General features: G+C 66.2%; 22 protein-coding genes. 13 read left to right on the top strand and 9 right to left on the bottom strand.

Annotated elements, in window-relative coordinates; genetic code table 11:
* Positions 1-74 precede the first annotated feature (74 nt).
* Positions 75-1,154, bottom strand: a complete 1,080-nt coding sequence (locus ACM0PB_RS06975) for a YeiH family protein (protein ID WP_414604761.1) — start codon at positions 1,152-1,154, stop codon at positions 75-77.
* A 102-nt stretch (positions 1,155-1,256) separates the two neighbouring features.
* Here ACM0PB_RS06975 and ACM0PB_RS06970 point away from each other — a divergent pair, with 102 nt between their 5' ends.
* Together ACM0PB_RS06970 and ACM0PB_RS06965 are read left to right on the top strand one after the other, a co-directional pair.
* Positions 1,257-2,132 carry a LysR substrate-binding domain-containing protein gene (locus ACM0PB_RS06970; protein ID WP_164093415.1) on the top strand — a complete coding sequence of 292 codons (876 nt, stop codon included), beginning with the start codon at positions 1,257-1,259 and terminating at the stop codon, positions 2,130-2,132.
* 410 nt (positions 2,133-2,542) lie between these two features.
* Positions 2,543-4,417 (top strand): ATP-binding cassette domain-containing protein, encoded by a 1,875-nt coding sequence (locus ACM0PB_RS06965; RefSeq protein WP_095377734.1) that lies wholly within the window; start codon positions 2,543-2,545, stop codon positions 4,415-4,417.
* A gap of 161 nt (positions 4,418-4,578) precedes the next feature.
* On the opposite strand, the gene ACM0PB_RS06960 is transcribed toward ACM0PB_RS06965, so the two are convergent.
* Entirely contained in the window at positions 4,579-5,040 is a 462-nt protein-coding gene (locus ACM0PB_RS06960) for a c-type cytochrome (protein ID WP_005416218.1), read from the bottom strand.
* A 9-nt stretch (positions 5,041-5,049) separates the two neighbouring features.
* Positions 5,050-5,433, bottom strand: coding sequence for a c-type cytochrome (locus tag ACM0PB_RS06955; RefSeq protein ID WP_061477913.1), 384 nt, complete (start codon positions 5,431-5,433; stop codon positions 5,050-5,052).
* A 205-nt stretch (positions 5,434-5,638) separates the two neighbouring features.
* Here ACM0PB_RS06955 and ACM0PB_RS06950 point away from each other — a divergent pair, with 205 nt between their 5' ends.
* The 3 genes from ACM0PB_RS06950 to ACM0PB_RS06940 are packed head-to-tail and all read left to right on the top strand — an operon-like array spanning position 5,639 to position 13,385.
* The gene (locus tag ACM0PB_RS06950; protein WP_049411461.1) at positions 5,639-6,784 is read left to right on the top strand and encodes an efflux RND transporter periplasmic adaptor subunit; all 1,146 of its coding nucleotides are present in this window, start codon (positions 5,639-5,641) and stop codon (positions 6,782-6,784) included.
* Entirely contained in the window at positions 6,781-10,302 is a 3,522-nt protein-coding gene (locus ACM0PB_RS06945) for an efflux RND transporter permease subunit (protein ID WP_414604760.1), read from the top strand. The genes ACM0PB_RS06950 and ACM0PB_RS06945 overlap by 4 nt, the downstream gene beginning before the upstream one ends.
* A complete protein-coding gene (locus ACM0PB_RS06940) occupies positions 10,299-13,385 on the top strand; it encodes an efflux RND transporter permease subunit (RefSeq protein WP_065185171.1) in 3,087 nt (1,028 codons plus the stop codon). The genes ACM0PB_RS06945 and ACM0PB_RS06940 overlap by 4 nt, the downstream gene beginning before the upstream one ends.
* A gap of 252 nt (positions 13,386-13,637) precedes the next feature.
* Here the strand turns inward: ACM0PB_RS06940 and ACM0PB_RS06935 are convergent, their stop codons facing one another.
* The 6 genes from ACM0PB_RS06935 to ykgO all read right to left on the bottom strand — a co-directional run bounded on the left by ACM0PB_RS06935 (position 13,638) and on the right by ykgO (position 18,135).
* Complete coding sequence (locus ACM0PB_RS06935; protein ID WP_414604759.1) at positions 13,638-14,858, bottom strand: TraB/GumN family protein; 1,221 nt, start codon at positions 14,856-14,858, stop codon at positions 13,638-13,640.
* Between the two features lie 4 nt (positions 14,859-14,862).
* On the bottom strand, positions 14,863-15,393 hold the full coding sequence (locus ACM0PB_RS06930) for a GNAT family N-acetyltransferase (RefSeq protein ID WP_005416225.1): 531 nt from the start codon (positions 15,391-15,393) through the stop codon (positions 14,863-14,865).
* A 14-nt stretch (positions 15,394-15,407) separates the two neighbouring features.
* Complete coding sequence (locus tag ACM0PB_RS06925) at positions 15,408-16,295, bottom strand: carbon-nitrogen hydrolase (protein ID WP_005416226.1); 888 nt, start codon at positions 16,293-16,295, stop codon at positions 15,408-15,410.
* 162 nt (positions 16,296-16,457) lie between these two features.
* On the bottom strand, positions 16,458-17,495 hold the full coding sequence (locus tag ACM0PB_RS06920; RefSeq protein WP_005416227.1) for an agmatine deiminase family protein: 1,038 nt from the start codon (positions 17,493-17,495) through the stop codon (positions 16,458-16,460).
* A 39-nt stretch (positions 17,496-17,534) separates the two neighbouring features.
* Positions 17,535-17,834 carry a hypothetical protein gene (locus ACM0PB_RS06915; RefSeq protein WP_227837998.1) on the bottom strand — a complete coding sequence of 100 codons (300 nt, stop codon included), beginning with the start codon at positions 17,832-17,834 and terminating at the stop codon, positions 17,535-17,537.
* A gap of 175 nt (positions 17,835-18,009) precedes the next feature.
* Positions 18,010-18,135 (bottom strand): type B 50S ribosomal protein L36, encoded by a 126-nt coding sequence (gene ykgO / locus ACM0PB_RS06910; protein ID WP_005409283.1) that lies wholly within the window; start codon positions 18,133-18,135, stop codon positions 18,010-18,012.
* 197 nt (positions 18,136-18,332) lie between these two features.
* Here ykgO and cmk point away from each other — a divergent pair, with 197 nt between their 5' ends.
* The 8 genes from cmk (at position 18,333) to galU (ending at position 26,619) form a co-directional block, all read left to right on the top strand.
* Positions 18,333-19,010 carry a (d)CMP kinase gene (gene cmk / locus ACM0PB_RS06905; RefSeq protein WP_049411481.1) on the top strand — a complete coding sequence of 226 codons (678 nt, stop codon included), beginning with the start codon at positions 18,333-18,335 and terminating at the stop codon, positions 19,008-19,010.
* 198 nt (positions 19,011-19,208) lie between these two features.
* Positions 19,209-20,894 (top strand): 30S ribosomal protein S1, encoded by a 1,686-nt coding sequence (gene rpsA, locus ACM0PB_RS06900; protein ID WP_005416230.1) that lies wholly within the window; start codon positions 19,209-19,211, stop codon positions 20,892-20,894.
* Positions 20,895-20,981: 87 nt separating this feature from the next.
* Positions 20,982-21,287 (top strand): integration host factor subunit beta, encoded by a 306-nt coding sequence (locus ACM0PB_RS06895; protein ID WP_005409286.1) that lies wholly within the window; start codon positions 20,982-20,984, stop codon positions 21,285-21,287.
* A 77-nt stretch (positions 21,288-21,364) separates the two neighbouring features.
* Positions 21,365-21,649, top strand: a complete 285-nt coding sequence (locus ACM0PB_RS06890; RefSeq protein WP_005416231.1) for a lipopolysaccharide assembly protein LapA domain-containing protein — start codon at positions 21,365-21,367, stop codon at positions 21,647-21,649.
* A 6-nt stretch (positions 21,650-21,655) separates the two neighbouring features.
* Positions 21,656-22,834 (top strand): lipopolysaccharide assembly protein LapB, encoded by a 1,179-nt coding sequence (gene lapB / locus ACM0PB_RS06885; RefSeq protein ID WP_005416232.1) that lies wholly within the window; start codon positions 21,656-21,658, stop codon positions 22,832-22,834.
* Positions 22,835-22,837: 3 nt separating this feature from the next.
* Positions 22,838-23,827, top strand: a complete 990-nt coding sequence (locus ACM0PB_RS06880) for an MraY family glycosyltransferase (RefSeq protein ID WP_032954119.1) — start codon at positions 22,838-22,840, stop codon at positions 23,825-23,827.
* A gap of 3 nt (positions 23,828-23,830) precedes the next feature.
* Positions 23,831-25,744 carry a polysaccharide biosynthesis protein gene (locus tag ACM0PB_RS06875; RefSeq protein ID WP_032954120.1) on the top strand — a complete coding sequence of 638 codons (1,914 nt, stop codon included), beginning with the start codon at positions 23,831-23,833 and terminating at the stop codon, positions 25,742-25,744.
* A complete protein-coding gene (gene galU, locus ACM0PB_RS06870; protein WP_032954121.1) occupies positions 25,741-26,619 on the top strand; it encodes a UTP--glucose-1-phosphate uridylyltransferase GalU in 879 nt (292 codons plus the stop codon). The genes ACM0PB_RS06875 and galU overlap by 4 nt, the downstream gene beginning before the upstream one ends.
* Positions 26,620-26,815: the final 196 nt, after the last annotated feature.

Below are 26,815 nucleotides of genomic sequence, written 5' to 3'. Positions count from 1 at the left end.
GCCCGTCCTGGGCCGCCATCCACGCATGGCGTGGATCTACGGGTGGGTGCCGACCGTTGGTCGGCACGCCCTGCTCAGCCCAGCACCGCCAACACACCCTGGTGGATCGCCAGGCCACCGAACAGCAGCCAGGCGAACAGGATCAGCGCCAGCAGCAGTGGCTTCAGGCCGGCCTGGCGCAGCGCCGAGACATGGGTGGTCAGGCCCAGCGCGGCCATCGCCATCGCCAGCAGCACGGTATCCAACTGCACCAGCCCGGCCTGCAGGCTGGCCGGCAGCAGGTGCAGCGAATTGAAACCGGCCACTGCCACGAAACCGAACGCGAACCACGGCACTACGATGCGCGCCTTGCTGCCGTCGGCGCCGGCCTTGCCGCTACGCGCCAGCCACAACGACAACACGACCAGGAACGGCGCCAGCAGCATCACCCGCACCATCTTGGTGATCACCGCAGTATCGGCGGCGGCTTCGCTGACCGTGCGGCCGGCGGCCACCACCTGCGCCACTTCGTGCACCGTCGCACCAGTGAACAGGCCGTACTGCCGCGCGTCCATCGCCAGCCAGCCGTGCGACTGCACCAGCGCATACAGCGGCGGGTACAGGAACATCGCCAGCGTGCCGAACACCACGACGGTAGAAACCGCGACAGTGACCTGCGCAGCGCGGCCACGCACCACCGGTTCGGCGGCCATCACCGCTGCCGCACCGCAGATCGCGCTCCCGGCGCCGATCAGCATTGCCGCCTCGCGTTCCATCTTGAACACACGTACGCCCAGCCAGCAGGCCAGGCCGAAGGTGCTGGCGACCACCAGCACGTCCATCAGCACGCCGCTGACGCCGACATGGCCGATGTCCTGGAAGGTCAGGCGCAGGCCGTACAGCACGATGCCGGCGCGCAGCAGCCAGTGCTTGGAGAAGCCGACACCGGCCGCGCTGCTCGGTGCCAGCCGCGGGTACAGGGTGTTGCCGACCACGATGCCGGCCACGATGGCGACGGTCAGTGCACTCAGGCCATGCGCCTGCAACCAGGGAAGCTCGGCCAGGTACAGCGATGCCGCCGTGATCAGGCCCACCAGCAGAAGGCCGGGCAGGCGCGGCTGCCAGCGTTGGCGCAGGGCGGGCAGGGACCAGGAGGAGAGAGCGGGGGCGTTCATGGCAGGGGTAGGGCTGTAGTGACGGGGCAAGCGTGTGCCTTCGTCCCTGACCTGTAAAACGAATAATATGGGTGAAACCTACCTATCAAGCGGGTAAATGCCATGCGCCTGACCTTGCGCCAGCTGCAAGTCTTCGTCGCCATCGCCGACCACGGCAGCACCACCGCCGCCGGCCAGGCCATCGCGCTCTCGCAGTCGGCCAGCAGCGCCGCCCTGCAGGAACTGGAGGCGCACTTCGGTACGCCGCTGTTCGACCGCATCGGCCGTCGCCTGGCGCTGAACGGGCACGGCCGCGCACTGCTGGAGCCGGCGCGCACCCTGCTGGTCAATGCCGCTGATCTGGAGCGGCAGCTGGCCGCCGGCGGAGACCCGTCGCAAGGGGCACCGCTGCGGTTGGTACTGGCCGCCAGTACCACCATCGGCAACTACCTGCTGCCGCAGCGCATCGCTGAGCTGCTGCGGCAGGCGCCGCAGGCCGAAGTCGACCTGCGCATCGACAACAGTGCTGGCGTAGTCGCCGCTGTGCAGCGCCTGGACGTCGACGCCGGCCTGATCGAAGGCCCGTGCCATGAGCGCGGTTTGCAGGTCACGGCATGGCAGCAGGATCCGCTGGTGATCGTCGGCGCCGCCGACGCCCCCCCGCGCTGGTCGTTGGACGAACTGCGCCGCGCCCGCTGGCTGCTGCGCGAACCCGGCTCCGGCACCCGCGAGGCAGTGGAACAGGCGCTGTTGCCGCACCTGCGCGGCTTCGCCCAGACCCTGCAGCTGGGCAATACCGAAGCGATCAAGCAGGCTGCGATCGCCGGCCTCGGATTGGCCTGCCTTTCGCGTCACGCGCTGGAAGAGCCGCTGGCGCTGGGCCGCCTGCGCGTGCTCGAGACGCCGCTGCCCGCCCTTCAGCGCACCCTGTGGCTGGTGCGCCACCCGGGCAAGCAATGGCTGCCGGGGTTGCAGGCGTTGCTGGGGGAGGTGGAGTAGCAGGGATCGGTCTTGCACTGCACGAATTCCACGAAGGAGTCAGAGCCCGTTGCGCAGCAACGGGATCCGACCCCGACAGATCGACAGGCCTTGCAGCGCTCATCCACGCGTGGCCTGGATCTGCCGTGTCGACCAAGGTCGACACCCACCCGCGCAGAATGCCGTTCCGACAGATCGCGGGAAACTGTCAGAGGCGGGGCGGTGTGGGTCTGCAGGACCGTTGGCGCCATGGATGGCGCCATCGAGCCCCCAAGGAGGGGTTTACGGCGTGTCCTGCAGACCCGCACCGCCCCGGCATCCCACAGGAAACCAGCTTTTGACGTTGCCGTTGAGGTTGCCGGCCAGCGGCCGGCACTACCGCGGGTGCCGGGTGCAACCCGGCCGACGCCCCCAACCCGTACAATATCCGGATGCCTCTGATTACTCTGCAGAACGTCGACTTCAGCGTCGGCGGCCCGTTGTTGCTGGAGAAGGCCGAACTGTCGATCGAGCCGGGCGAACGCATCGCCCTGATCGGCCGCAACGGCGCCGGCAAATCCACCCTGCTCAAGCTGCTGTCCGGCGATCACAAGCCCGATGACGGGGAAGTCCGCGTACAGCAGGGCGTGCGCGTCACCCGCCTGGAGCAGGAAGTGCCACATGGCGCCGCCGGCTCGGTGTTCGACGTCGTCGCCGATGGCCTCGGTGAACTGGGCCAGTGGCTGGCCGAATTCCATCACCTGAGCCACGCCGAAGTATTTGATGGCGAAGCACTGGGCAACGTGCAGGCCAAGATCGACGCCGCCAACGGCTGGGGCCTCGATCAGCGCGTCAGCGAAACCCTGACCAAGCTCGACCTGGACGGCGAGGCCGAGTTCGGCCGCCTGTCCGGCGGCATGAAGCGCCGCGTGCTGCTCGCCCGCGCGCTGGTGTCCAGCCCCGACGTGCTGCTGCTGGACGAACCGACCAACCACCTCGATATCGAAGCCATCGACTGGCTCGAAGCGTTCCTGAAGGGTTGGAGCGGCAGCGTGGTGTTCGTTACCCATGACCGCCGCTTCCTGCGTGCACTGGCCACCCGCATCGTCGAGATCGACCGTGGCCAGGTCACCAGCTGGCCGGGCGACTGGGCCAACTACGAGCGTCGCCGGGAGGAACGCCTCAACGCGCAGGCGCAGGAAAACGCGCGCTTCGACAAGCTGCTGGCGCAGGAAGAAGTCTGGATCCGCCAAGGCATCAAGGCGCGCCGCACCCGCGATGAGGGCCGCGTGCGCCGCCTGAAGGCGATGCGCGTGGAGCGTTCGCAGCGCCGTGATCTCAGCGGCAACGTCAAGATGGAAGCCGCACAGGGCATCAGCTCTGGCAAGAAGGTCATCGACGTCAAGGATATTTCGTTCGCCTTCGGTGAGCGCACCATGGTCCGCGACTTCACCACCACCATCATGCGCGGCGACCGCATCGGCCTGATCGGCCCCAACGGCAGCGGCAAGACGACGCTGCTGAAGCTGCTGCTGGGCGAGCTGCAGCCGGCCAAGGGCGAAGTCAACGCCGGCACCAACCTGCAGATCGCCTATTTCGACCAGTACCGCGCGGTGCTGCGCGAAGACTGGAGCGCGATCGAGAACGTGGCCGAAGGCCGCGATTTCCTCGAGTTCAACGGCAAGCGCAAGCACGTGCATGCCTACCTGCAGGACTTCATGTTCACCCCGGAACGCGCACGTGCGCCGATCACCCGCCTGTCCGGTGGCGAGCGCAACCGCCTGCTGCTGGCCAAGCTGTTCGCGCAGCCGTCCAACCTGCTGGTGATGGACGAACCGACCAACGACCTGGACGTGGAAACCCTGGAGCTGCTGGAAGAGCTGCTGGGCGAGTACACCGGCACCCTGCTGCTGGTCAGCCATGACCGTGACTTCATCGACAACGTGGTGACCTCCACGCTGGTGATGGAAGGCGACGGCGTGATCGGCGAGTACGTCGGTGGCTACAGCGACTGGCAGCGTTATGCGGCCAGCATCGCGGCGCCTGCCTCGGTCCCCGCAGCCAAGCCGCCGGCCGCCGCCCCGGCCGCTGCACCCCCGGCTGCCCCCAAGCGCAAGCTGGCCTACAAGGAAGCACGCGAGCTGGAGCAGCTGCCGAAGACCATCGAGAAGCTGGAAGGCGACGTCGAAGGGTTGACCTCGGCGATGAACGACCCGGCGTTCTATACCCGCAGCAGTGCGGAAGTGACCGCGCACACCCAGCAGCTGGCCAAGGTGCAGGCCGAGCTGGATGCCGCGTACGCGCGCTGGGAAGAGCTGGAAGGCTGAGTTCGCCGGGTTCGTGCGGACCAGCGGTCCGCACCTACCGACGCCGATGCCTGGTAGATCCACGCCATGCGTGGATATGCGGATCTGTGCGGACCAACGGTCCGCACCCACCAATCAACGGTCCGTGCGGACCAGGGTCCGCCCCCACCGGGGGGCGTCGGTCATTTGACCCCGTGCAGATCCCGCAACTGGCTCGGCCGGCTGCCGAAATACGCGGCCAGATCGGCGATGTCCTGATCACTCAGGTCCTTCGCCTGCGGCGTCATCAGCGCATGCTGGCGGTCGCCGGCGCGGTAGGCCTGCAGCGCATGCGCCAGATAGTCGCCGTACTGGCCACCCAGTTTCGGATAGGTCGGATCGATCGGCGCATTGCCGTCGGCCCCATGGCAGTCGATGCAGCTCTGGTTGGTGGCCTTGCCCTTCACCTTGGCGCGGGCTTCACCGGCGGCCTCGCGGCCTGCCGGCAGGCCGGCGGAGGACGAAGAGCCGTGTTCGCCGCTGGCATGGCCCGGGTCGGCGGCGGATTTCTCGCTGTTTTCCACCTGCGACTGCGAACAGGCCGCCAGCAGCAGGGCAACGGACAGGGCGATGGCGTGACGCATCGGATGCGCGGCTTTCGACATGGGCGGGCCTTACTTGACGGTGGACAGGTAAACAGAGAGATCGGCGATCTCCTGTTCGCTGAAACTCATCGACTGTGCCTGCATCGTCGGATGCCGGCGCTTGCCCTGGCGGTACTCGGTCAGGGCCTGGGCCAGGTACTGCTGGGTCTGGCCGCCGATCTTCGGCACCCGGTAGCTGGGGTAGGCGTTCTTGTAGCCGGTGATGCCGTGGCACCCCTGGCAGGTGTAGGCCAGGACACGGCCATTGTCGAAGTTGCCGGTGGGCGTGGCAGGCGCCGGCGCGGCGGCAGGCGCCGGGGCGGGTGTGGCAGGAGCGGGAGCGGGCTGTGCGGCGGCCCCAAGGGGCAGGAGGACGGCCAGAGCGAGACAAGCGGCGAGCGGCTGCGGGCGCATGGTGTCGTTTCCGGGGATTCGGGTCTGGTCGTTCCGGCGTGGGGTACGGAACGACCCGAGTATAGCCTCAGGTTTCATCTAGCTGAAATGGGGGCGGGCCGACCAGCGGCGTGAAGACACCATGACCTTTGGGATATGGTGTTGCCGTGAAGTGGTGCATTACTTTGCTACCACACCTGTCCACGCATCCTCCAGGGACCTGACGATGTCGCACCCAACTTTCCTGTCCGGCCGTCGCAGCGGAATCTGCGCTGCCGCACTGCTGATCTCCACCTCCCTGCTGCTGGGCGGTTGCGCCGCAGGGCCCAATTCCGAAGCCAAGGCTGCCGAGACCAAGGAGGAGAAGAAGGTCGACGCCGTCCCGGTCGAAGTGGCGGTGGCCAGCCATCGTGCCGTCGCGGCCAGCTACACCGGTACCGCTGCACTGGAGCCACGCGCCGAGTCGCAGGTGGTCGCCAAGACCTCCGGCGTAGCCCTGGCGGTGCTGGTCGAGGAAGGGCAGCGGGTCACCGCCGGCCAGCCGCTGGTGCGGCTGGACCCGGATCGTGCACGCCTGGCCGTGGCGCAGAGCGAAGCGCAGATGCGCAAGCTGGAAAACAACTACCAGCGCGCACAGAAGCTGGTCGGCCAGCAGATGGTCAGCGCCGCCGATGTCGACCAGCTGCGCTACGACCTGGAGAACGTCCGTGCGCAGTACCGCCTGGCCACGCTGGAGCTGTCCTACACCACGGTCGTGGCACCGATCTCGGGTGTGATCGCCTCACGCTCGATCAAGACCGGCAACTTCGTGCAGATCAATACACCGATCTTCCGCATCGTCGACAACTCGCGGCTGGAGGCCACCCTCAACGTACCCGAACGTGAGCTGGCCACCCTGCGTGCCGGCCAGCCGGTGACGCTGGCGGCCGACGCACTTCCGGGCCAGAGCTTCACCGGCACCGTTGACCGCATCGCGCCGGTGGTGGACTCGGGCAGCGGCACGTTTCGCGTGGTCAGTGCCTTCGATGGCGCCGCCCACGCGCTGCAGCCCGGCATGTTCGGCCGCATCCGCATCGATTACGACCAGCGTGCCGATGCGCTGGTGGTGCCGCGCCTGGCGTTGCTCGATGACGGTGAACCTGCGGTGTTCCGCGTGCGCGAAGGCAAGGTCGCACGCGTTCCGGTCAAGCTGGGTTACGCCGAGGGCCCGTGGGTGGAGATCCGTGATGGCCTGGCGGCCGGTGATCAGGTGGTCACCGCCGGCAAGGTCGCCCTGCGCGACGGCACCACGGTGCAGGTGATCGCCGATCCGAAGGCGAAGGCGGTCGCGGCGGCCGCCAAGCCCGCAGACAAGGCCGGGAGCAAGCAATGACTGCCCCGGGCCACGACCACGGTGCCTCGCCGGCGAGCGACGGCGCCGCCGCCGGCATGCGCGGCGGCCTGGTGGAATTCGCCACGCGCCGCCGCGTGACCATCGCCATGTGCACGGTCACCCTGCTGCTGTTCGGCCTGATCGCGCTCGGCAACCTCAAGGTCAACCTGCTGCCCGACCTGAGCTACCCGACGCTGACCGTGCGCACCGAATACACCGGTGCGGCGCCGACCGAAATCGAAACCCTGATCACCCAGCCGGTTGAAGAAGCGGTGGGCGTGGTCAAGAACCTGCGCAAGCTGAAGTCGGTCTCGCGCACCGGCCAGAGCGATGTGGTGCTGGAGTTCGCCTGGGGCACCAACATGGACCAGGCCAGCCTGGAGGTGCGCGACAAGATGGAAGCGCTGAACCTGCCACTGGAGGCCAAGGCCCCGGTGCTGCTGCGCTTCAATCCGTCCACCGAGCCGATCATGCGCCTGGTGCTGTCCAACAAGGTCGCGCCGACCAGCGATGCCGATGCGGTCCGCGAGCTGACCGGCCTGCGCCGCTATGCCGATGAAGACCTGAAGAAGAAGCTGGAGCCGGTCACCGGCGTGGCAGCAGTGAAGGTGGGCGGTGGCCTGGAAGACGAGATCCAGGTCGACATCGACCAGCAGAAGCTGGCGCAGCTGAACCTGCCGATCGACACCGTCATCAAGCGCCTCAAGGACGAGAACATCAACATCTCCGGCGGCCGCCTGGAGGAGGGCTCCCAGCGCTTCCTGGTGCGTACCGTCAACCAGTTCGCTGACCTCGAGGAAATCCGCAACCTGCTGGTGACCACCCAGGCCGCCAATGGCAGCGCAGCCGACTCGGCGTTGCAGCAGATGTTCAACATCGCCGCGTCGACTGGTTCGGCTGCAGCCATCGCCGCCGCGTCGGCGGCACAGAGCGCATCGTCCGGTGGTGGCTCCAGCGTGGTTGCCAATGGCGTGCCGGTACGCCTGAAGGACGTGGCCACGGTGCGGCAGGGCTACAAGGAGCGTGAAGCGATCATCCGCCTGGGCGGCAAGGAATCGGTCGAGCTGGCCATCTACAAGGAAGGCGACGCCAACACCGTGTCCACCGCCGAAGCGCTGCGCAAGCGCCTGGAGCAGATCAAGGGCACGTTCCCGTCCGATGTCGAGTTGACCACCATCGAGGACCAGTCGCGCTTCATCGAGCACGCCATCGCCGACGTCAAGAAGGACGCGGTGATCGGTGGCCTGCTGGCAATCCTGATCATCTTCCTGTTCCTGCGCGATGGCTGGAGCACGTTCGTGATCAGCCTGTCGTTGCCTGTATCGATCATCGCCACGTTCTTCTTCATGGGCCAGCTCGGCCTGAGCCTGAACGTGATGTCGCTGGGCGGCCTGGCCTTGGCCACCGGCCTGGTGGTGGATGACTCGATCGTGGTGCTGGAGAGCATCGCCAAGGCCCGCGAGCGTGGCCTGGGCATCCTGCAGGCGGCCATTGCCGGTACCCGCGAAGTGAGCATGGCGGTGGTTGCCTCAACCCTGACCACCATCGCCGTGTTCCTGCCGCTGGTGTTCGTCGACGGGATTGCCGGACAGCTGTTCCGCGACCAGGCGCTGACCGTGGCGATCGCCATCGCGATCTCGCTGCTGGTGTCGATGACCCTGATCCCGATGCTGAGCTCGCTGAAGGGGCGGCCACCGCTGGCGTTCCCGGAAGAGGCGCCGAACGAAGCGCGGCAGCCGCAGAAGCGCTGGCAGAAGCCGGTCGCGCTGGGCCGCCGTGGCGTGGTTGCCAGCGTGCGCTGGAGCTTCTATGCGCTGGCGTGGCTTGTCGTGCGCGTGTGGCGTGGCGTGGTGGCAGTGGTCGGCCCGGTGATGCGCAAGGCCAGCGACCTGGCGATGAAGCCCTATGCAGGCGCCGAGCGAGGCTACCTGCGCCTGCTGCCGAGTGCGCTGGCGCATCCCGGCAAGGTGCTGGGCGTGGCAGCCATCATCTTCGTGGCGACCATGGCGCTGGTACCGATGCTTGGCGCGGACCTGATTCCGCAGCTGGCGCAGGACCGGTTCGAAATGACGGTGAAGCTGCCGGCCGGCACGCCGCTGAAGCAGACCGATGCGCTGGTGCGCGAGCTGCAGCTGGCGCACGGCAAGGGGGAGGGCGTGGCCTCGCTGTATGGCGTCAGTGGCAGCGGCACCCGGCTGGATGCCAGTCCGACCGAAAGCGGCGAGAACATCGGCAAGCTGACTGTGGTGATGGAAGGCGGTGGCAACGCGCGCACTGAAGCGGCAATCACCGAACGCCTGCGCGGCACCATGAGCCAGCACCCGGGCGCCCAGGTCGACTTCGCGAGGCCGGCGTTGTTCAGCTTCTCCACGCCGTTGGAAATCGAACTGCGCGGGCAGGACATGGCGACCCTGGAAGTGGCCGGCCAGCGCTTGGCGGCGATGCTGCGCGGCAATGCGCACTACGCCGACGTGAAGTCGACGGTGGAAGAGGGCTTCCCGGAAATCCAGATCCGCTTCGACCAGGAGCGCGCGGGTGCGCTGGGCCTGACCACCCGCCAGATCGCCGACGTGGTGGTGAAGAAGGTGCGCGGCGACGTCGCCACCCGCTACAGCTTCCGTGATCGCAAGATCGACGTGCTGGTGCGTGCCCAGGAAGGTGACCGCGCCAGCGTCGAGAGCATCCGCCGGCTGATCGTCAATCCGGGCAGCACCCGCCCGGTCACCCTGGACGCGGTGGCCGACGTGGTCGCCACCACCGGCCCCAGCGAGATCCATCGTGCCGACCAGACCCGGGTGGCGGTGGTATCGGCCAACCTGCGCGACATCGACCTCGGCGCAGCCATGCGCGAAGTGCAGCAGATGGTGGCCGAGCAGCCGCTGGGTGCGGGCGTTGGCCTGCACATCGGTGGCCAGGGCGAGGAGCTGGCGCAGGCGGCGAAGTCGCTGATCTTCGCCTTTGGTTTGGCGATCTTCCTGGTCTACCTGGTGATGGCCTCGCAGTTCGAGTCGCTGCTGCACCCGTTCGTGATCCTGTTCACCATCCCGCTGGCGCTGGTCGGCGCGATCCTGGCGCTGATGCTGACCGGCAAGCCCATCTCGGTGGTGGTGTTCATCGGCTTGATCCTGCTGGTCGGCCTGGTCACCAAGAACGCGATCATCCTGATCGACAAGGTCAACCAGCTGCGCGAAGCCGGCGTGGCCAAGCATGAGGCGCTGGTGGAAGGTGCGCGCTCGCGCCTGCGCCCGATCATCATGACCACGCTATGCACGCTGTTCGGCTTCCTGCCGCTGGCGGTGGCCATGGGCGAGGGCGCCGAAGTGCGTGCACCGATGGCGATCACCGTGATCGGTGGCCTGCTGGTGTCGACGCTGCTGACGCTGCTGGTGATCCCGGTGGTGTACGACCTGATGGATCGTCGCGGCGACGCCTATTACCGTGAGCGCGGCCGCAAGCATGCCGGTGAAGGCCTGCATGGCGACGAGGGCGGCACGGCAGGTGTGGAGGAGCCGGCATGAGCGTTGCCGAGTTCTCCATCCGCCGCCCGGTCACCACCATCATGTGCTTCGTGTCGCTGGTGGTGATCGGCCTGATCGCTTCGTTCCGGCTGCCGTTGGAGGCGCTGCCGGACATCTCCGCGCCGTTCCTGTTCGTGCAGATCCCATACACCGGTTCGACGCCCGAGGAAGTGGAGCGGACCATCATCCGCCCGGTCGAGGAGTCGCTGGCGACGATGACCGGCATCAAGCGCATGCGCTCATCGGCCACCTCCGAGGCGGCGCTGATCTACATCGAGTTCAGCGACTGGGACCGCGACATCGCCATTGCCGCGTCCGACGCGCGCGAGCGTATCGATGCGATCCGCAGCGACCTGCCCGACGACCTGCAGCGCTACAACGTGTTCAAGTGGTCCAGCAGTGACCAGCCGGTACTGAAGGTGCGGCTGGCCAGCACCACCGACCTGACCACTGCCTATGACATGCTCGACCGTGAGTTCAAGCGGCGCATCGAGCGTATTCCCGGTGTGGCCCGCGTCGACATCACCGGTGCACCGCCGAACGAGGTGGAGATCGCCATCGATCCGAACCGGCTCAACGCGCATGGGTTGAGCATCAACGAGCTGAGCGAGCGCCTGCGCACGCTGAACTTCTCGATCTCGGCCGGTCAGATCGACGACAACGGCCAGCGCGTGCGCGTGCAGCCGGTGGGCGAGATCACCGACCTGCAGGAGATGCGCGACCTGGTGATCAACGCCAAGGGCCTGCGCCTGGGCGATATCGCCGACGTGCGCCTGAAGCCGGCGCGGATGAACTACGGGCGCCGCCTGGACGGCAACCCGGCGGTGGGCCTGGACATCTTCAAGGAGCGCAGTGCCAACCTGGTGGACGTCTCGCGTGCGGCGCTGGCCGAAGTCGAGGCGATCCGCGCGCAGCCGTCGATGCGCGACGTGCAGATCAAGGTGATCGACAACCAGGGAAAGGCGGTGACCTCGTCGCTGCTGGAGCTGGCCGAAGCCGGTGCGGTCGGCCTGATCCTGTCGGTGACGGTGCTGTTCTTCTTCCTGCGCCATTGGCCGTCGACGCTGATGGTGACCCTGGCCATTCCGATCTGCTTCACCATCACCCTGGGCTTCATGTACTTCGTCGGGGTGACGCTGAACATCCTGACCATGATGGGCCTGCTGCTGGCCGTGGGCATGCTGGTCGACAACGCCGTGGTGGTGGTGGAGAGCATCTACCAGGAGCGCGAGCGCATGCCGGGGCAGCCACGGCTGGCCTCGATCATCGGCACCCGCAACGTGGCCATCGCGCTCAGCGCCGGTACGCTGTGCCACTGCATCGTGTTCGTGCCGAACCTGTTCGGCGAGACCAACAACATCAGCATCTTCATGGCGCAGATCGCGATCACCATCTCGGTCTCGCTGCTGGCCTCGTGGCTGGTCGCGGTCAGCCTGATTCCGATGCTGTCCGCACGCATGGCCACACCCAAGCTGGTGCACTCGCAGACCGGCCTGATCGCGCGCCTGCAACGGCGCTATGCACAGCTGCTGGACTGGTCACTGCATCACCGCGGTTGGAGCCTGCTCGGCATCCTGCTGGTGGTGCTGGTCAGCCTGGTGCCGATGAAGCTGACCAAGGTCGACATGTTCGGTGGCGAGGGCGGCAAGGACATCTTCATCGGCTACATGTGGAAGGGCGCCTACACCTACCGGCAGATGTCCGAGGAAGTGGCGCGCGTGGAGAGCTGGATCGACCAGAACCGCGAGCGCCTGCACGTGAAGCAGGTGTACTCCTGGTACAGCGAGCAGGAAGGCAGCTCCACGGTGGTCACCCTGGACGAGAAGTACGCCAAGGACATCAAGGCGCTGCAGGAAGAGTTGCGCAAGGGCCTGCCGAAGTCCGCCCGCACCGACTATTTCGTCGGCAACCAGGGCGGCGATGGCGGGGGTGGCGGCAACCAGGGCGTGCAGGTGCAGCTGGTGGGCGATTCCAGCTCGATGCTGCAGGAGATCGGCCAGGAAGTGGTGCCGTTGCTGGCGCAGCGTGCCGAACTGCGGGACGTGCGCATCGACAACGGCGAGAAGGGCGGCGAGCTGAAGGTACGCGTCGACCGTGAGCGTGCCGCAGCGTTCGGTTTCAACGCCGAACAGGTGGCCAGCTTCGTCGGCCTGGCGCTGCGCGGCGCACCGATGCGCGAGTTCCGTCGCGGTGACAATGAAGTGCCGGTGTGGGTGCGCTTTGCCGGCGCCGAGCAGAGCAGCCCGGAAGACCTGGCCGGTTTCAGCGTGCGTACCGGCGATGGCCGCAGCGTGCCGCTGCTGAGCCTGGTCACCGTGGACGTTGGTTCGTCGGCCACCCAGATCGGCCGTACCAATCGTCAGACGACATTGACCATCAAGGCCAACCTGGCCGGGAAGGTCACCGCACCGGACGGGCGCAAGGCGATAGAGGCCGTGCTCAAGCCGATGAACTTCCCGGCCGGCTACGGCTTCACCTTCGATGGCGGCGACTACGGCAACGATGATGAAGCCATGCAGCAGATGGTGTTCAACCTGCTGATCGCGCTGGTGATGATCTACGTGGTGATGGCGGCGGTGTTCGAGTCGCTGCTGTTCCCGGCGGCAATCATGAGTGGCGTGCTGTTCTCGATCTTCGGCGTGTTCTGGCTGTTCTGGATCACCGGCACCTCGTTCGGGATCATGTCCTTCATTGGCATCCTGGTGCTGATGGGCGTGGTGGTGAACAACGGCATCGTGATGATCGAGCACATCAACAACCTGCGGCGCAGCGGCATGGGCCGTACCCAGGCGCTGGTGGAAGGCTCACGCGAACGCCTGCGCCCGATCATGATGACCATGGGCACGGCGATCCTGGCGATGGTGCCGATCTCGCTGACCGACACGCAGATGTTCGGCAATGGCCCGGAGTATTCGCCGATGGCGCGCGCGATTGCCGGCGGCCTGGCGTTCTCGACCGTGGTCAGCCTGCTGTTCCTGCCGACGATCTACGCGGTGCTCGATGACCTGCGCAATGCCGTGACGCGGCTGATCCGTCGCGCGCGTGGAGTGGAGATGGTAGAGCCGGGCGCTGCCCGGCTGTAATGCACGTCAACGTGTTGTGGTGTGGGGGAGGCCGGTCGTAGTGGGGCGGCCTCCCCCTTTTTTTGCTCGCCGAGTCTGCTTGCCTCTGTAGAGCCGAAGGCAGCGGCAGGAGCCGCTGCCAACGTCGCTTGCGACGGCCCGGAGGGTGTCGGCCAGGACGGCCGGCATAGCCATGCTCGGCTGCTGTTCGCCGCGTTGCGGCATCGCCCGGGCATGGGCTCGGGCGCTACAGATTCTGTGGCCGGTTGAGGCTTACCCCGCCACCTTGCCCCACACCTTGAACGTGGTCAGCCACAGGCCAAGCATGCTGCCGATGTTGGTCAGCATGAAGGTCAGCACCACGCGGGTAACGCGATTGCGGTACCAGCCCTTCAGGCTCTGCGCGTCGTCGCGCAGCTTCAAGAAGTCCTCGTAGGCTGGCTTGCGCACACGCGCTTCCACCAGTGCCGAGAAGGCGCCGGTCGGGATGCTCAGGCGGAACGGCTTGAACGGGGCCACCGCGATCGCGGTGAGGATGCTCAGCGGGTGACCACCGGCCAGCAGGCAGCCCAGGCCGGCCAGGCCGCCGGTATACATCGCCCAGGTTGCCAGCAGCTCGGTGCCTACGCCCAGGCCGCCGCGGTAGAAGCCTACGCCGATGCCGGTCGCCACGATCGCCAGGATGCCCAGCGTGAACCACGGGATGTTGCGCTTCTTCGGCACCGCCTCCAGCTCGGCGCGCAGCGGCGCCGGTGCCTCGGTGTCGGTTTCCAGGTGGCGTGCCAGACCCGCCAGGTGGCCGGCTCCGACCACTGCCAGCACTTCGCGCTGGTGCGGGTCGTGTTCTTCGCGCAGGCGGGTGGCCATGTAGCGGTCGCGCTCGCCGATGATGGTTTCGTACAGCGCCGGGCTCTCGCTGGCGAACTCACCGAAGCTCGATTCCAGCATGTCGCCCTGTTTGAGCTTCTCGATCTCGTTCTCGCCCACTTCCTCGGACGAGAACAGGCCGGCGCCGAGGCCGGCAACCAGCTTCAGCTTGCCGAAGAAGCCCAGCCGTTGCGACGCGCGGCGGAAGGTCAGGCCGACCTCGCGGTCGATCAGGTGCACCGGCAGGTTGCGTTCGCGGGCGAGTTCCACCGCACGTTTCAGCTCGGCGCCGGGCTCGATGTCGAGTTGCTCGGCCAGGCGGCGCTGATAGGCGGACAGAGCGAGGTTGGCGGCGAACAGGGCGACGCGGCCCTTGCGGATCACCTCGACCAGGTCGAGCTTGGCGAGCGTGTCAGGGTCGCTCAGCGCCTGCAGGCGCTGCGGGTCCAGCTCGACGGCAACGGCATCGAAGCGGCCGCTGTCGATGGCTTTTTCAACGGCCTCGACGCTGGCGCGGGAGACGTGGGCGGTGCCCAGCAGGGTGTAGAGCACGCCGTCGCGTTCGACGACGCGCACCGGCTGGCCGGCGAACAGGTCGTCGCCGGTCTCGGGAAGGGTTTCGGTCATGGGTTCATTCATTGGAGGGTGCGGTGTCGGCGCCATCGCCGAGCGCGCGCTGCATCTGTACGGTGTCCAGCCAGCGGCCATGCTTGCGGCCGAGGCCACGGAACACGCCCACCAGCTCGAAGCCGAAGCGTTCGTGCAGCTTGATCGAGGCGGTGTTGGTCGGTTCGCCGATCACCGCCACCATCTGCCGGTAGCCACGTGCCACGCAGGCGTCGATCAAGGCCTGCAGCAGGCCGGTGCCGACACCCTTGCCCTGGAACGCGGCATCGACGTAGACCGAGTTCTCCACGGTCCACTGGTAGGCAATGCGGGTGCGATAGGTGTTGGCATAGGCATAGCCAGCCACCTGGCCGTCGATCTCGGCGACCAGGTAGGGGAAGCCACGATCAATGATGTCGCGCATGCGGCGCAGCATCTCGGTCGCGTCCGGGATGTCGTACTCGTAGGTGTTGACGAAATCGGTCACTTCCACCGCGTAGATGGCGGTGATCGCGTCGATGTCGGCCGGGCCGGCATCACGGATGAGGACGGCCATGCGCGGGCTCCGGCTCAGTCGATGTAGCGCTTGAGCAGGTCGCCGTATGCATCGATGCGGCGATCACGCAGGAACGGCCAGATGCGGCGCACATGCTCGCTGCGCTGCAGGTCGACGTCGCACAGCAGCACGGTGGCCTCGGTGCCGGCCTCGGCCAGGAACTCGCCCTGCGGGCCGAGCACGTGGCTGTTGCCCCAGAACTGGATGCCCGACGCGCCCAGCGGCGACGCCTCGTGGCCGACGCGGTTGCAGCTCAGCACCGGCAGGCCGTTGGCCACGGCGTGGCCACGGTGGCTCAGCACCCAGGCGTCGCGCTGGCGGGTCTTCTCGTCCTGCACGTCGTCCGGGTCCCAGCCGATCGCGGTCGGGTACAGCAGCAGCTCGGCGCCGGCCAGCGCCATCAGGCGCGCCGCTTCCGGGTACCACTGGTCCCAGCACACCAGCACGCCAAGGCGACCCACCGACGTATCGATCGGCTTGAAGCCGATGTCGCCCGGGGTGAAGTAGAACTTCTCGTAGAAGCCCGGGTCGTCCGGGATGTGCATCTTGCGGTACTTGCCGAGCAGGCTGCCGTCCTTCTCGAACACCACGGCGGTGTTGTGGTACAGGCCGGCAGCGCGGCGCTCGAACAGCGAGCCGACCAGCACCACGCCATGCTTCTTCGCCAGTGCGCCCAGGCGCTCGGTGCTCGGGCCCGGAATGGATTCGGCCAGGTCGAATTCGTCCACCGATTCGTGCTGGCAGAAATACGGGCCGTTGTGCAGTTCCTGCAGCAGCACCAGCTTGGCACCCTGCGCAGCCGCCTCAGCCACGCGTGCTTCGATCACCGCCAGGTTGGCGGCGGCATCACCGTGGTTGCGCTCCTGGATCAGGGCGACGGTAAGGGGGCTGCGCGAGTTCATGCGGGGCGTTCCTGCGGGGGAAAACCTGCATGTTAGCGCGGATGGGCGGCGACGGCGTGTTGCGCGCTGAATGGGTGATGGTCGTGCCGGCCGCTGGCCGGCATCCCCATCAATCCGTCAGGCATTGCCTGGTTGCCGGCCAGCGGCCGGCACTCCCTTTTCTCAGACCTTCAACAACCCGGCCGGCAGCTGCATGGTGATGCAGTGCAGGCTGCCGTTCTGCCAGATCAGCGAGCGGCAAGGCACCTGCACGATCTCGCGACCCGGATGCGCCTGGGCCAGCACATCACGGGCCAGGTCGTCGGCCGGGTCGCCATAGGCCGGCATCAGCACCGCGCCGTTGACGATCAGGTAGTTGGCGTACGACGCAGCAAGACGGCGGCCTTCGTCGATCACCGGCCGCGCCCACGGCAGCGGGAACAGGCGATACGGCTGGCCGTCCTTGGTGCGCAGCGCGGCCAGCTCGTTGCCCATCGCCTGCAGCTCGGCGTAGTGCGAATCGCTTTCGTCGTCGCAGGCCTGATAGACGATGCTGTCAGCGGAGGCGAAGCGGGCGAGGGTATCGATGTGGGCGTCGGTGTCGTCGCCTTCCAGGTAGCCGTGGTCCAGCCACAGCACGCGGTCCTGCTGCAGCCAGTCGGCCAGGTCGGCGCTCAGGCTGGCGCGGTCGCGGTCCGGGTGGCGTTCGTGCAGGCACTTCCAGGTGGTCAGCAGGGTGCCTTCGCCGTCGGTTTCGATGCCACCGCCTTCCAACGCGAACGGAATGCTGCGCACCGGGGCGTCGTTGAACACGCCAGCCTGGTCGAGCACGCCCACCAGCTGGTCATCCAGGGTGGCGTCGAACTTGCCGCCCCAGCCAGTGAAGCGGAAGTCCAGAAGCTGGAAACCGCCGTCGGCGCGGCGCAGCGTGATCGGGCCGGAGTCGCGCAGCCAGGTATCGTCGTAGGCGGCCGTGGTGAAGTGGACCTTGTCCATGTCGATGCGGTTGGAGCGCAGCCGCATTTCGGCATAGGTCTCCACATCGTCGTCGGCCACGCAGATCAGCACCGGCTGGAAGCGGGTGATGGCCGCGACCAGGGCGATGTAGGTCTCTTCCACCTGGCCCAGGCGGTCGGCCCAGTCGGTGTCGGCGGTAGGCCAGGCAATCAGGACGCCGCTCTGGGCTTCCCACTCGGCAGGAAAACGAAGGGTCTGGTTCATGGTCTCGCTACACAGGCCCGCCCAGGGCGGGTAAAGGGATCAACGGATCGGTGGTTTCGGGCCGATTTCGTTCGGGTCCGCCTGGTTGGCCACCACGTCGATCACCTTCTGCTTCTCGAAGTAGACGGTGAACTGCGGGTACACCCAGCGGTTGATGGTCGGCCATTGCCGCTTCTGCCCGCCACGCGGCTGCAGTTGTTCGCTGGGCGCGCCGAACTGCGCCTGCACCTGCTGCATGCTCTGGCCGCGCACGGGCAGCGCACCGGCCGGCTTCTCGCGGGCACGGTCGACAAGCAGGGTATCGGCCAGTGCCGGTGTGGCGGCGGCCAGGGTGGCCATCACGGCCAGGGCGGACAGGTAACGCTTCATCTCGATCTACTCCCCAGTGGTCAAGAAAGGCGATTACAGCAAAAACGGCAGGAAAAAGCCGCATAAACAAAAAACCGCCCGAAGGCGGTTTCTTGCATCGGGTCGGCCCCGCGTAGGGCCAGCCGCAGCCGGACGGCTGTGAGGCTTAGCGCTGACGCGCCTTGAAACGCGGGTTCGACTTGCAGATGACGAAGATCTTGCCACGACGACGCACGACCTTGCAGTCACGGTGACGGGCCTTCGCCGACTTCAGGGAGGACAGGACTTTCATGGCATACCTCGGCGTAAACAGTAGTTGTTCGGGTGGAGCGTGGCCGCGATATGCGAAAGACAATCGGCAGTTGACGCTCGTTCAAGCCCGCCATTCTACCGGGCTTTTCCTCATGGTTTCAAGTGGTTGCACAAAAGATCCCGCTGGGGGCGTCTGGCAGGGGCTAGAATGGCCTCTTCACACGCTCTGGGACCCCCATGAATCCACTCGCTCCCGTCCTGACCATCGACGGCCCATCCGGGGCCGGCAAGGGTACCATCAGCCGCATCATCGCGCGCAGGATGGGCTGGCATTACCTGGATTCGGGCGCGCTGTACCGGGCGGTGGGCGTGGCCGCAAGCTGGGCCGACATCGACACCTCCGACGCCTCCGCGCTGGTCCGCTGCACCTTTGACACCCACGTTCAGTTTGTCGAGCAGGGCGATGCGATGCGGGTCATGGTCAACGGCACCGATGCCACCGACGAGCTGCGCCTGGAGACCACCGGGGCGCTGGCCTCGGCCATTGCCGCCATCCCGGAGGTCCGGGCCGCCCTGAAGGAGCGCCAGCGCGCATTCAGGGAACTGCCAGGCCTGGTCGCCGACGGCCGCGACATGGGCACGGTGATCTTTCCGGACGCCCCCTACAAGGTCTTCCTGACCGCCAGTGCCGAGGAGCGCGCCGAGCGCCGGCATAAGCAGTTGAAAGACAAGGGGGTTTCTGTTAACTTTGATGACCTCCTGCGCGAGATCATGGCCCGCGACGCCCGTGATGCTCAGCGTACCGTGGCGCCCCTGAAGCCGGCAGACGATGCTGTCCTCATCGACACCACAGGCATCGGCATCGATGATGTCGTTGCCCGAGTGATGGATCTGCTTCCGGTTCCGGCTGCCTGATCCGTTCGCGCGGGAGCACTGCCAGCAGCATCGGCGGTGGTCGCGCATAGCAGTGCTGTACCCGCTCCGTCGCGCAATGATGCGTGGCGGTTTTCCTACTACACACGACCTGCGTTTCCGGGGTCGACCAACAGGCGGGCGGTCGCCATTCCCCTGAAGGGGACGCCACCGACCCATGTGTCCAACAGAGTAAATCTAATGACCGAATCATTTGCCGAACTGTTTGAAGCCAGCCAGGCCAACCTGGCCAAGCTGAAGCCGGGCGCCATCGTCAGCGGTACCGTTGTTGAAGTCCGCGGCGACGTCGTGGTGATCAACGCTGGCCTGAAGTCCGAAGGCATCGTGCCGATCGAACAGTTCCGTAACGACGCTGGCGAAATCGACGTCGCCGAAGGCGATATCGTCAAGGTCGCCCTCGACTCGATCGAGAACGGCTTCGGCGAAACCGTCCTGTCGCGCGAGAAGGCCAAGCGCGCGATGGTGTGGGACGAGCTGGAAGAAGCGTTGGAAAAGAACGAAACCATCACCGGCCGCATCAGCGGCAAGGTCAAGGGTGGTTTCACCGTGGACATCAAGGATGTCCGCGCCTTCCTGCCGGGTTCCCTGGTCGATGTGCGCCCGGTGCGCGATCCGGCCTACCTGGAAGGCAAGGAACTCGAGTTCAAGCTCATCAAGCTGGACCGCAAGCGTAACAACGTCGTGGTCTCGCGCCGCGCTGTCGTCGAAAGCGAGCACTCGGAAGAGCGCGAGCAGCTGATGGACAAGCTGCAGGAAGGCGCGATCCTGAAGGGTGTCGTCAAGAACCTGACCGATTACGGCGCGTTCGTGGACCTGGGCGGTATCGACGGCCTGCTGCACATCACCGACATGGCGTGGAAGCGCGTGCGTCACCCGTCGGAAGTCGTGAACGTCGGCGACGAGCTGGACGTCCGCGTGCTGAAGTTCGACCGCGAGCGCAACCGCGTTTCGCTGGGCCTGAAGCAGCTGGGCGAGGATCCGTGGGACAACATCGGCCGTCGTTACCCGGCCAACAGCCGCGTCTTCGGCAAGGTCTCCAACGTCACCGATTACGGTGCGTTCGTTGAGATCGAGCCGGGCGTCGAAGGCCTGGTGCACGTCTCCGAGATGGATTGGACCAACAAGAACGTCAACCCGTCCAAGGTTGTCCAGGTGGGTGATGAAGTCGAAGTGATGGTGCTGGACGTCGATGAAGAGCGTCGCCGCATCTCGCTGGGCATGAAGCAGGTTGCCGCCAATCCGTGGGAAACCTTCGCTGCCACCCACAAGAAGGGTGACAAGGTGTCGGGCCAGATCAAGTCGATCACCGACTTCGGCATCTTCATCGGCCTGGACGGCGGCATCGACGGCCTGGTCCACCTGTCCGACATCAGCTGGAACACCACCGGCGAAGACGTCGTTCGCAACTTCAAGAAGGGCGATACCCTGGACGCCGTCGTCCTGGCCGTCGATCCGGAGCGCGAGCGCATCTCCCTGGGCGTGAAGCAGCTGGAGCAGGATCCGTTCGGCCAGTACATGGCTGCCAATCCGAAGGGTTCCAAGGTCGAAGGCGTGGTGAAGGAAGTCGACGCCAAGGGCGCGATCATCGAGCTGGCTGACGGCATCGAAGGTTACGTCTCGGCCCGCGACATCGCCAACGAGCGCGTTGACGACGCCACCCAGCACCTGAAGGTCGGCGACAAGGTCGAAGCCAAGTTCGTGGGCATGGACCGCAAGGGCCGTACCCTGCAGCTGTCGATCAAGGCCAAGGACGACGCTGAAATGCGCGAAGTGCTGGAGGAATACCAGTCCTCTTCGGCTTCCAGCGGCACCACCCAGCTGGGCGCGCTGCTGCGTGCACAGCTGAACGGCAACAAGTCCGAGTAATCGGCCTTAGGCTGTTCGTTGTTTCCTGGACGGCCCGGGCATTGCCCGGGCCGTTTCAGGCTGAGATGCCCCTGATGTGAGCCGGTAATGACCAAATCCGAACTGATCGAAATCCTTGCGCGCCGCCAGGCGCACCTGAAGGCCGATGATGTCGATCTGGCGGTGAAGTCGTTGCTGGAAATGATGGGCGGATCGCTGTCCGCCGGGGATCGCATCGAAATCCGTGGATTTGGCAGCTTCTCGCTGCACTATCGTCCGCCGCGCCTGGGTCGCAACCCGAAGACCGGCGAATCGGTTGCCCTGCCGGGCAAGCATGTCCCCCATTTCAAGCCGGGCAAGGAACTGCGCGAGCGGGTCAGCAGTGTGCTGCCGCTGGACGCCGATCCGGCCTGAGCCTGCCGTCGCGCCACCGCGTGCGAATCCAGCCGCGAGTCGGATAAGCTACGGACTCCTGCCACTGGAGCTGTCGCATGAAGGTTTTTCGTCTGCTGGTCCTGCTGGCGGTGCTGATCCTTGGATTGATCATCGGTGCGGTCAACATGACCGCAATGTCGATCAACCTGCTGTTTACCCAACTGCACACTTCGGTGGGCGTGGCCCTGATTGCCGCGCTGCTGGTCGGTGTCGTGGTCGGTGCCGGGCTGGTGCTGGTGAGCGTGGTCATTCCGCTCTACGGCCAGCTGCGTCGCGCCAACAAGTCCGCTGCCGCTTCGCCGGCACCGGTTGCTTCCCCCCAATCTTTTGATGGACGTTGATCGAAGATGGATTTCGTCACCGAGTGGTTCTGGTTCTTCCTGTTCGTACCGCTGGCCGCACTGGCCGGGTGGGTGATCGGGCGGCGTGGTGGCCAACGCCACGGTGACAGCCAGGTCAGCCGCCTGTCGAGCACCTATTTCCGTGGCCTGAACTACCTGCTCAACGAGCAGCCGGACAAGGCCATCGAGCTGTTCCTGCACATCGCCGAGCTGGACAAGGAAACCTTCGAGACCCAGGTCGCGCTGGGCCATCTGTTCCGCCGTCGTGGCGAAGTCGACCGCGCCATCCGCCTGCACCAGGGCCTGGTCAATCGCCATGACCTGAGTGACGCACAGCGCGTGCAGGCCCTGCTGGCCCTGGGCGAGGACTACATGAAGTCCGGCCTGCTGGATCGTGCCGAGACCGTGTTCACCGAGCTGGCCCAGCTGGATCAGCGCGCACCGCAGGCGCTCAAGCACCTGATCGGCATCTACCAGGCCGAGCGCGATTGGGAAAAGGCCATCGACAACGCCACCCGGTTCGAGGATGTCACCGGCGAGCCGATGGGCAAGCTGATCGGGCAGTTCGAGTGCGAACTGGCCGAGCGATTCCGTGGCGCCGGCAAGCTGGAAGAGGCGAGGGCAGCGATCGCCCGCGCCTACCAGGCCGATGCGATGTCGGTGCGCGCCGGCATCATCGAGGGCCGGTTGGAAACCGACGCGGGCAATCCTGAGGCCGCCGTGCGCGCCTTCGAGCGCGCCGCGCGCAACGACCCCGAATACCTGCCGGAACTGCTGCCGGCGCTGATGCAGAACTATCGCAAGGTGGGCGATCTGGCAGGTGCGCGCGCGTTCCTGTCGGAGATGACAGAGCATTACCGTGGCATTGCCCCGGTGCTGGCGCTGACCCGGTTGATGGAAGAGCAGGAAGGCGTGGCCCCGGCGCGTGCCTACCTCGGCCGCCAGCTGAAGGATCGCCCGTCGGTGCGTGGCGAGTCCGCGCTGATCGACCTCACCCTGGCCGAGGGCGCCGATTCCACAGCCACCCTGCATGACCTCAAGCACATCACTGACCAGTTGCTGGTGCGCAACCCGGCCTATCGCTGCACCCGCTGCGGCTTCGGGGCGCGTACCCACCACTGGCAGTGTCCGAGCTGCAAGGAGTGGGGGACGGTCAAGCCGCTGCTGAACTACGCGGTGCTCTGATCCATGCCCTGGCTTGTGATGGGCGCGCTGCTGGCGCTCGCCCTGCTGAGTGCGGTGCTGACCTGGGCGGCACGCGGCTATGCGCTGCGCCAGCAGTTGATGGACCAGCCCGGCGAACGCCGCAGCCATAGCGTCGCTACACCGCGCGGTGGCGGCATCGCCATCGTCATCAGCCTGCTGGTGACTGCAGCCGTGGCCATCTGGGCCTGGCCCGAGAGCACGCCGACAGTACTGGTGGCCAGCCTTGGGCTGGTGCTGGTGGCCGGTATCGGCTGGTGGGACGACCACAAGCCCCTGCCAGCGATGCGTCGCCTGCTGGTGCATTTCATCGCCGCGACGCTGCTGGCCGGCCTGGTGAAGGTGAATGGCGGCAGCTGGCTGTTGGCGGCGCTGGTGCTGCTGTTCACCGCCTCACTGATCAACATCTGGAATTTCATGGACGGCATCAACGGCATTGCCGCCAGCCAGGCCGTCGTGGCGATGCTGGGGCTGGCGCCGGTGCTGCCGTGGCCGTACTCGCTGGCTGCCGTGGCCCTGGGCCTGGCCTGCCTTGGATTCCTGCCGTTCAACTTTCCTCGGGCCCGGATCTTCATGGGCGATGTCGGTAGTGGAGCGCTGGGGTATGCGGTCGCAGCGGTGCTGGCACTCGCCAGCGTGCGTACCGATATCAACTGGATCCTGCTGCTGGTCCCGGTTTCGCCGTTCCTCGTGGACGCGGGCTTCACACTGCTGGCGCGCATCATTTCAGGACAACGCTGGATGGAACCCCACACCCAGCACGTCTACCAGCGCGCGGTGCAGGCAGGAGCCAGTCACCCCCAGGTGACAGGGATGTACTTTGCTTTGGGCCTGTTCAGTATTACAGTGTTCAATGTCTGCTCCAATTTGCAGCCGAGGTGGGAGGCTGCCGTGGCGATCGCGTGGTTCACCGCGCTGAGCGTCCTCTGGCTCCTCCTGCGCAATGGAATGCGCTACCGACAAGGAAATACCTGACTTATGGCTTCACCCTGGCGGGACAGAATCCTCGGCCTGATGCCGCGTTCGGCCATCGTCTGCCACGACCTTTTCATGGTCTGGGCATGCTGGCAGTTGCTCCATGCAGGGCGTTACTCGATCCTGCCCAACGCTCCGGCGCTGCCCCTGTGGAACGTCGATACCACCCTGGTCCTGCTGCTGCAGGGCCTGGTGTTCTGGCGCGTGGGCCTGTATCGCGGGCTGTGGCGGTTCGCCAGCGTCAGCGACCTGCTGAACATCTTCAAGGCCAGCTTCATCGGCATGGTCGCCATCGTCCTTGTGCTGATGTGGAAGCGCTTCGACGGCGTGCCGATGTCGGTGCTGGTGATCTACCCGTTCGCGCTGTCGGCCCTGCTGGGCGCACCGCGCCTGCTGTACCGGGCCTGGAAGGACTATCAGGCCCTGCAGTCCGATTCCAGCGCCCGCCGCGTGCTGATCCTCGGCGCCGGCCAGGCGGCGGAAACACTGGTGCGCGACCTGCGTCGTTCCGGCAACTTCGAGCCGGTCGGCCTGCTCGACGATGCACCGCACCTGCGGGGTGCCAAGCTGCAGGGCCTGCCGATCCTCGGCACCCTGGATGACGCCCCGACAGTGGTCCGCGAGACCGCTGCCAAGCTGCTGGTCATTGCCATGCCGTCACTGGACGCCGCAGGCATGCAGCGTGTTGTCGCGATCTGCGAAAGCACCGGCGTTCCGTTCCGTACCGTGCCCAAGCTCAGCGACATCCTGCAGGGCCAGTCGCTGCCGGGCCAGCTGAAGGAAGTGGCGATCGAGGATCTGCTGGGCCGCAAGCCGATCATGCCGGACTGGAACCTGATCCGCGGCTGGTTGGGTGGGCGCACTGTGATGGTCACCGGCGCCGGTGGTTCGATCGGCTCGGAGCTTTGTCGCCAGTGCGCGCGGCACGGTGCAGGTCGCATCATCCTGCTGGAGATCAGCGAGCTGCTGCTGCTGACCATCGAGGGCGAGCTGCGGCGCAGCTTCCCCGATGTCGAGATCGAGGCGGTGCTGGGCGACTGCGGTGACCCGGCGGTGATTCGCCATGCGTTGTCGCTGCACCCGGTCGATACCGCTTTCCATGCGGCCGCCTACAAGCACGTGCCCGTGCTGGAGCGCCAGCTGCGCGAAGCGGTGCGCAACAACATCCTGGCGACCGAAAACGTCGCCCGCGCGTGCCTGGAAGCCCGCGTGGAGCATTTCGTGTTCATTTCCACGGACAAGGCGGTCGACCCGGTCAATGCGCTGGGTGCGAGCAAGCGCTACGCCGAGATGATCTGCCAGAGCCTGGACCAGAAGTCCACGCACACCCGTTTCGTCACGGTGCGTTTCGGCAACGTGCTGGCGTCGGCCGGCAGCGTGGTGCCGCTGTTCCGCGAGCAGATCCTGCGCGGTGGTCCGGTCACGGTCACCGACCCGGAAGTCAGCCGTTACTTCATGACCATCCCCGAGGCCTGCCAGCTGATCCTGCAGGCGGCCGCGTCGGCGTCGCATGGTGCGATCTACACTCTGGACATGGGCGAGCCGGTGCCGATCCGCGTGCTGGCCGAACAGATGATCCGTTTGACCGGCAAGCAGCCGTACAAGGACATCCAGATCATCTATACCGGCCTGCGCCCGGGCGAGAAGCTGCACGAGACGCTGTTCTATTCGGACGAAGACTACCGTTCGACCGCGCACCCGAAGATTCTCGAGGCCGGCGTGCGTACGTTCTCGCGCGACCTGGTGCTGGGCAACGTTCCGCGCCTGCGTGAGGCGATTGCCAGCTACGACACTGCCAGCATCCAGGAAATCCTGTTTGCGACGATGCCGGAATTCTCGCCAATCGAACAGGATGCTTACATTTCATCCGCTAAAGTCGTGCCCTTTCCGGCACGTGAGGCGAACAGGCACCAATGAGCAAGCGAATTCGCAAGGCAGTTTTCCCGGTGGCAGGACTGGGAACGCGTTTTTTGCCAGCAACCAAGACTGTGCCGAAGGAGATGCTGCCGATCATTGATCGGCCGCTGATCCAGTACGCCGTTGATGAAGCCATCGAAGCCGGCTGCGACACGCTGGTGTTCATCACCAACCGCTACAAGCACGCGGTTGCCGATTATTTCGACAAGGCCTACGAGCTGGAGCAGAAGCTCGAGCGCGCCGGCAAGCAGGAGCAGCTGGAGCTGATCCGGCATGTGCTGCCCAACGGCGTGCGCGCGATCTTCGTGACCCAGGCCGAGGCGCTGGGCCTGGGGCACGCAGTGCTGTGTGCCAAGGCTGTGATCGGTGACGAGCCGTTCGCGGTGCTGCTGCCCGACGATCTGATCTGGAATCGCGGTGCCGGTGCGCTGAAGCAGATGGCCGACCTCAATGAGGCCAGCGGTGCCAGCGTGATCGCGGTCGAAGACGTGCCGCACGAAAAGACCGCCAGCTACGGCATCGTCGCCACTGAGGCGTTCGATGGCCGCAAGGGCCGCATTTCGCAGATCGTCGAGAAGCCGAAGCCGGAGGACGCGCCGAGTGACCTGGCGGTGGTCGGCCGCTACGTGCTGAGCCCGAAGATCTTCGAACTGCTGGAACAGACCCAGACCGGTGCCGGCGGCGAGATCCAGCTGACCGATGCGATTGCCGAGCTGCTGAAGACCGAAGAAGTCGATGCCTATCGTTTCGAGGGCACCCGCTTCGACTGCGGTACGCACCTGGGTCTGGTGGAGGCGACGATCCGCTTCGCGCTGGACAACCCGAAGCTGGCCGGCCCGGCGCGGGAGAAGCTGGCGGCGATGCTGGCGGAATAAGGGTTCTATCAAGCGCTCCGTCAGCGCCTTCCTGCCAAAGTGGGGGAGGCGCGGGCAGTCCGCTGCAGGACACGCCGTAAACCCATCCCTGGGGGCTCGATGGCGCCATCCATGGCGCCAACGGTCCTGCAGCGGACTGCCCGCGCCTCTCGACAGTTTCCTGCGGGCGCGGACGGGAAGGGCGGAATCAAAGGCA

Source organism: Stenotrophomonas sp. AR029 (genome assembly GCF_047520695.2).
Classification (GTDB): domain Bacteria; phylum Pseudomonadota; class Gammaproteobacteria; order Xanthomonadales; family Xanthomonadaceae; genus Stenotrophomonas; species Stenotrophomonas sepilia.
Note: the sequence above shows the minus strand (reverse complement) of the source record. Positions and strands in the feature narration are given on the sequence as shown.

What these genes read in the sequence shown, in the direction of transcription:
- ACM0PB_RS06975 (WP_414604761.1), bottom strand. Translation starts at nt 1,154, where the DNA reads ATGAACGCCCCCGCTCTCTCCTCCTGGTCCCTGCCCGCCCTGCGCCAA.
- ACM0PB_RS06935 (WP_414604759.1), bottom strand. Translation starts at nt 14,858, where the DNA reads ATGACCGAAACCCTTCCCGAGACCGGCGACGACCTGTTCGCCGGCCAG.
- lapB (WP_005416232.1), top strand. Translation starts at nt 21,656, where the DNA reads ATGGATTTCGTCACCGAGTGGTTCTGGTTCTTCCTGTTCGTACCGCTG.
- ACM0PB_RS06895 (WP_005409286.1), top strand. Translation starts at nt 20,982, where the DNA reads ATGACCAAATCCGAACTGATCGAAATCCTTGCGCGCCGCCAGGCGCAC.
- ACM0PB_RS06930 (WP_005416225.1), bottom strand. Translation starts at nt 15,393, where the DNA reads ATGGCCGTCCTCATCCGTGATGCCGGCCCGGCCGACATCGACGCGATC.
- ACM0PB_RS06890 (WP_005416231.1), top strand. Translation starts at nt 21,365, where the DNA reads ATGAAGGTTTTTCGTCTGCTGGTCCTGCTGGCGGTGCTGATCCTTGGA.
- ACM0PB_RS06925 (WP_005416226.1), bottom strand. Translation starts at nt 16,295, where the DNA reads ATGAACTCGCGCAGCCCCCTTACCGTCGCCCTGATCCAGGAGCGCAAC.
- ACM0PB_RS06955 (WP_061477913.1), bottom strand. Translation starts at nt 5,433, where the DNA reads ATGCGCCCGCAGCCGCTCGCCGCTTGTCTCGCTCTGGCCGTCCTCCTG.
- ykgO (WP_005409283.1), bottom strand. Translation starts at nt 18,135, where the DNA reads ATGAAAGTCCTGTCCTCCCTGAAGTCGGCGAAGGCCCGTCACCGTGAC.
- ACM0PB_RS06970 (WP_164093415.1), top strand. Translation starts at nt 1,257, where the DNA reads ATGCGCCTGACCTTGCGCCAGCTGCAAGTCTTCGTCGCCATCGCCGAC.
- ACM0PB_RS06940 (WP_065185171.1), top strand. Translation starts at nt 10,299, where the DNA reads ATGAGCGTTGCCGAGTTCTCCATCCGCCGCCCGGTCACCACCATCATG.
- ACM0PB_RS06945 (WP_414604760.1), top strand. Translation starts at nt 6,781, where the DNA reads ATGACTGCCCCGGGCCACGACCACGGTGCCTCGCCGGCGAGCGACGGC.
- ACM0PB_RS06920 (WP_005416227.1), bottom strand. Translation starts at nt 17,495, where the DNA reads ATGAACCAGACCCTTCGTTTTCCTGCCGAGTGGGAAGCCCAGAGCGGC.
- ACM0PB_RS06950 (WP_049411461.1), top strand. Translation starts at nt 5,639, where the DNA reads ATGTCGCACCCAACTTTCCTGTCCGGCCGTCGCAGCGGAATCTGCGCT.
- galU (WP_032954121.1), top strand. Translation starts at nt 25,741, where the DNA reads ATGAGCAAGCGAATTCGCAAGGCAGTTTTCCCGGTGGCAGGACTGGGA.
- ACM0PB_RS06960 (WP_005416218.1), bottom strand. Translation starts at nt 5,040, where the DNA reads ATGTCGAAAGCCGCGCATCCGATGCGTCACGCCATCGCCCTGTCCGTT.
- ACM0PB_RS06915 (WP_227837998.1), bottom strand. Translation starts at nt 17,834, where the DNA reads ATGGCCACCCTGGCCGCCGCCACACCGGCACTGGCCGATACCCTGCTT.
- ACM0PB_RS06880 (WP_032954119.1), top strand. Translation starts at nt 22,838, where the DNA reads ATGCCCTGGCTTGTGATGGGCGCGCTGCTGGCGCTCGCCCTGCTGAGT.
- ACM0PB_RS06965 (WP_095377734.1), top strand. Translation starts at nt 2,543, where the DNA reads ATGCCTCTGATTACTCTGCAGAACGTCGACTTCAGCGTCGGCGGCCCG.
- rpsA (WP_005416230.1), top strand. Translation starts at nt 19,209, where the DNA reads ATGACCGAATCATTTGCCGAACTGTTTGAAGCCAGCCAGGCCAACCTG.
- ACM0PB_RS06875 (WP_032954120.1), top strand. Translation starts at nt 23,831, where the DNA reads ATGGCTTCACCCTGGCGGGACAGAATCCTCGGCCTGATGCCGCGTTCG.
- cmk (WP_049411481.1), top strand. Translation starts at nt 18,333, where the DNA reads ATGAATCCACTCGCTCCCGTCCTGACCATCGACGGCCCATCCGGGGCC.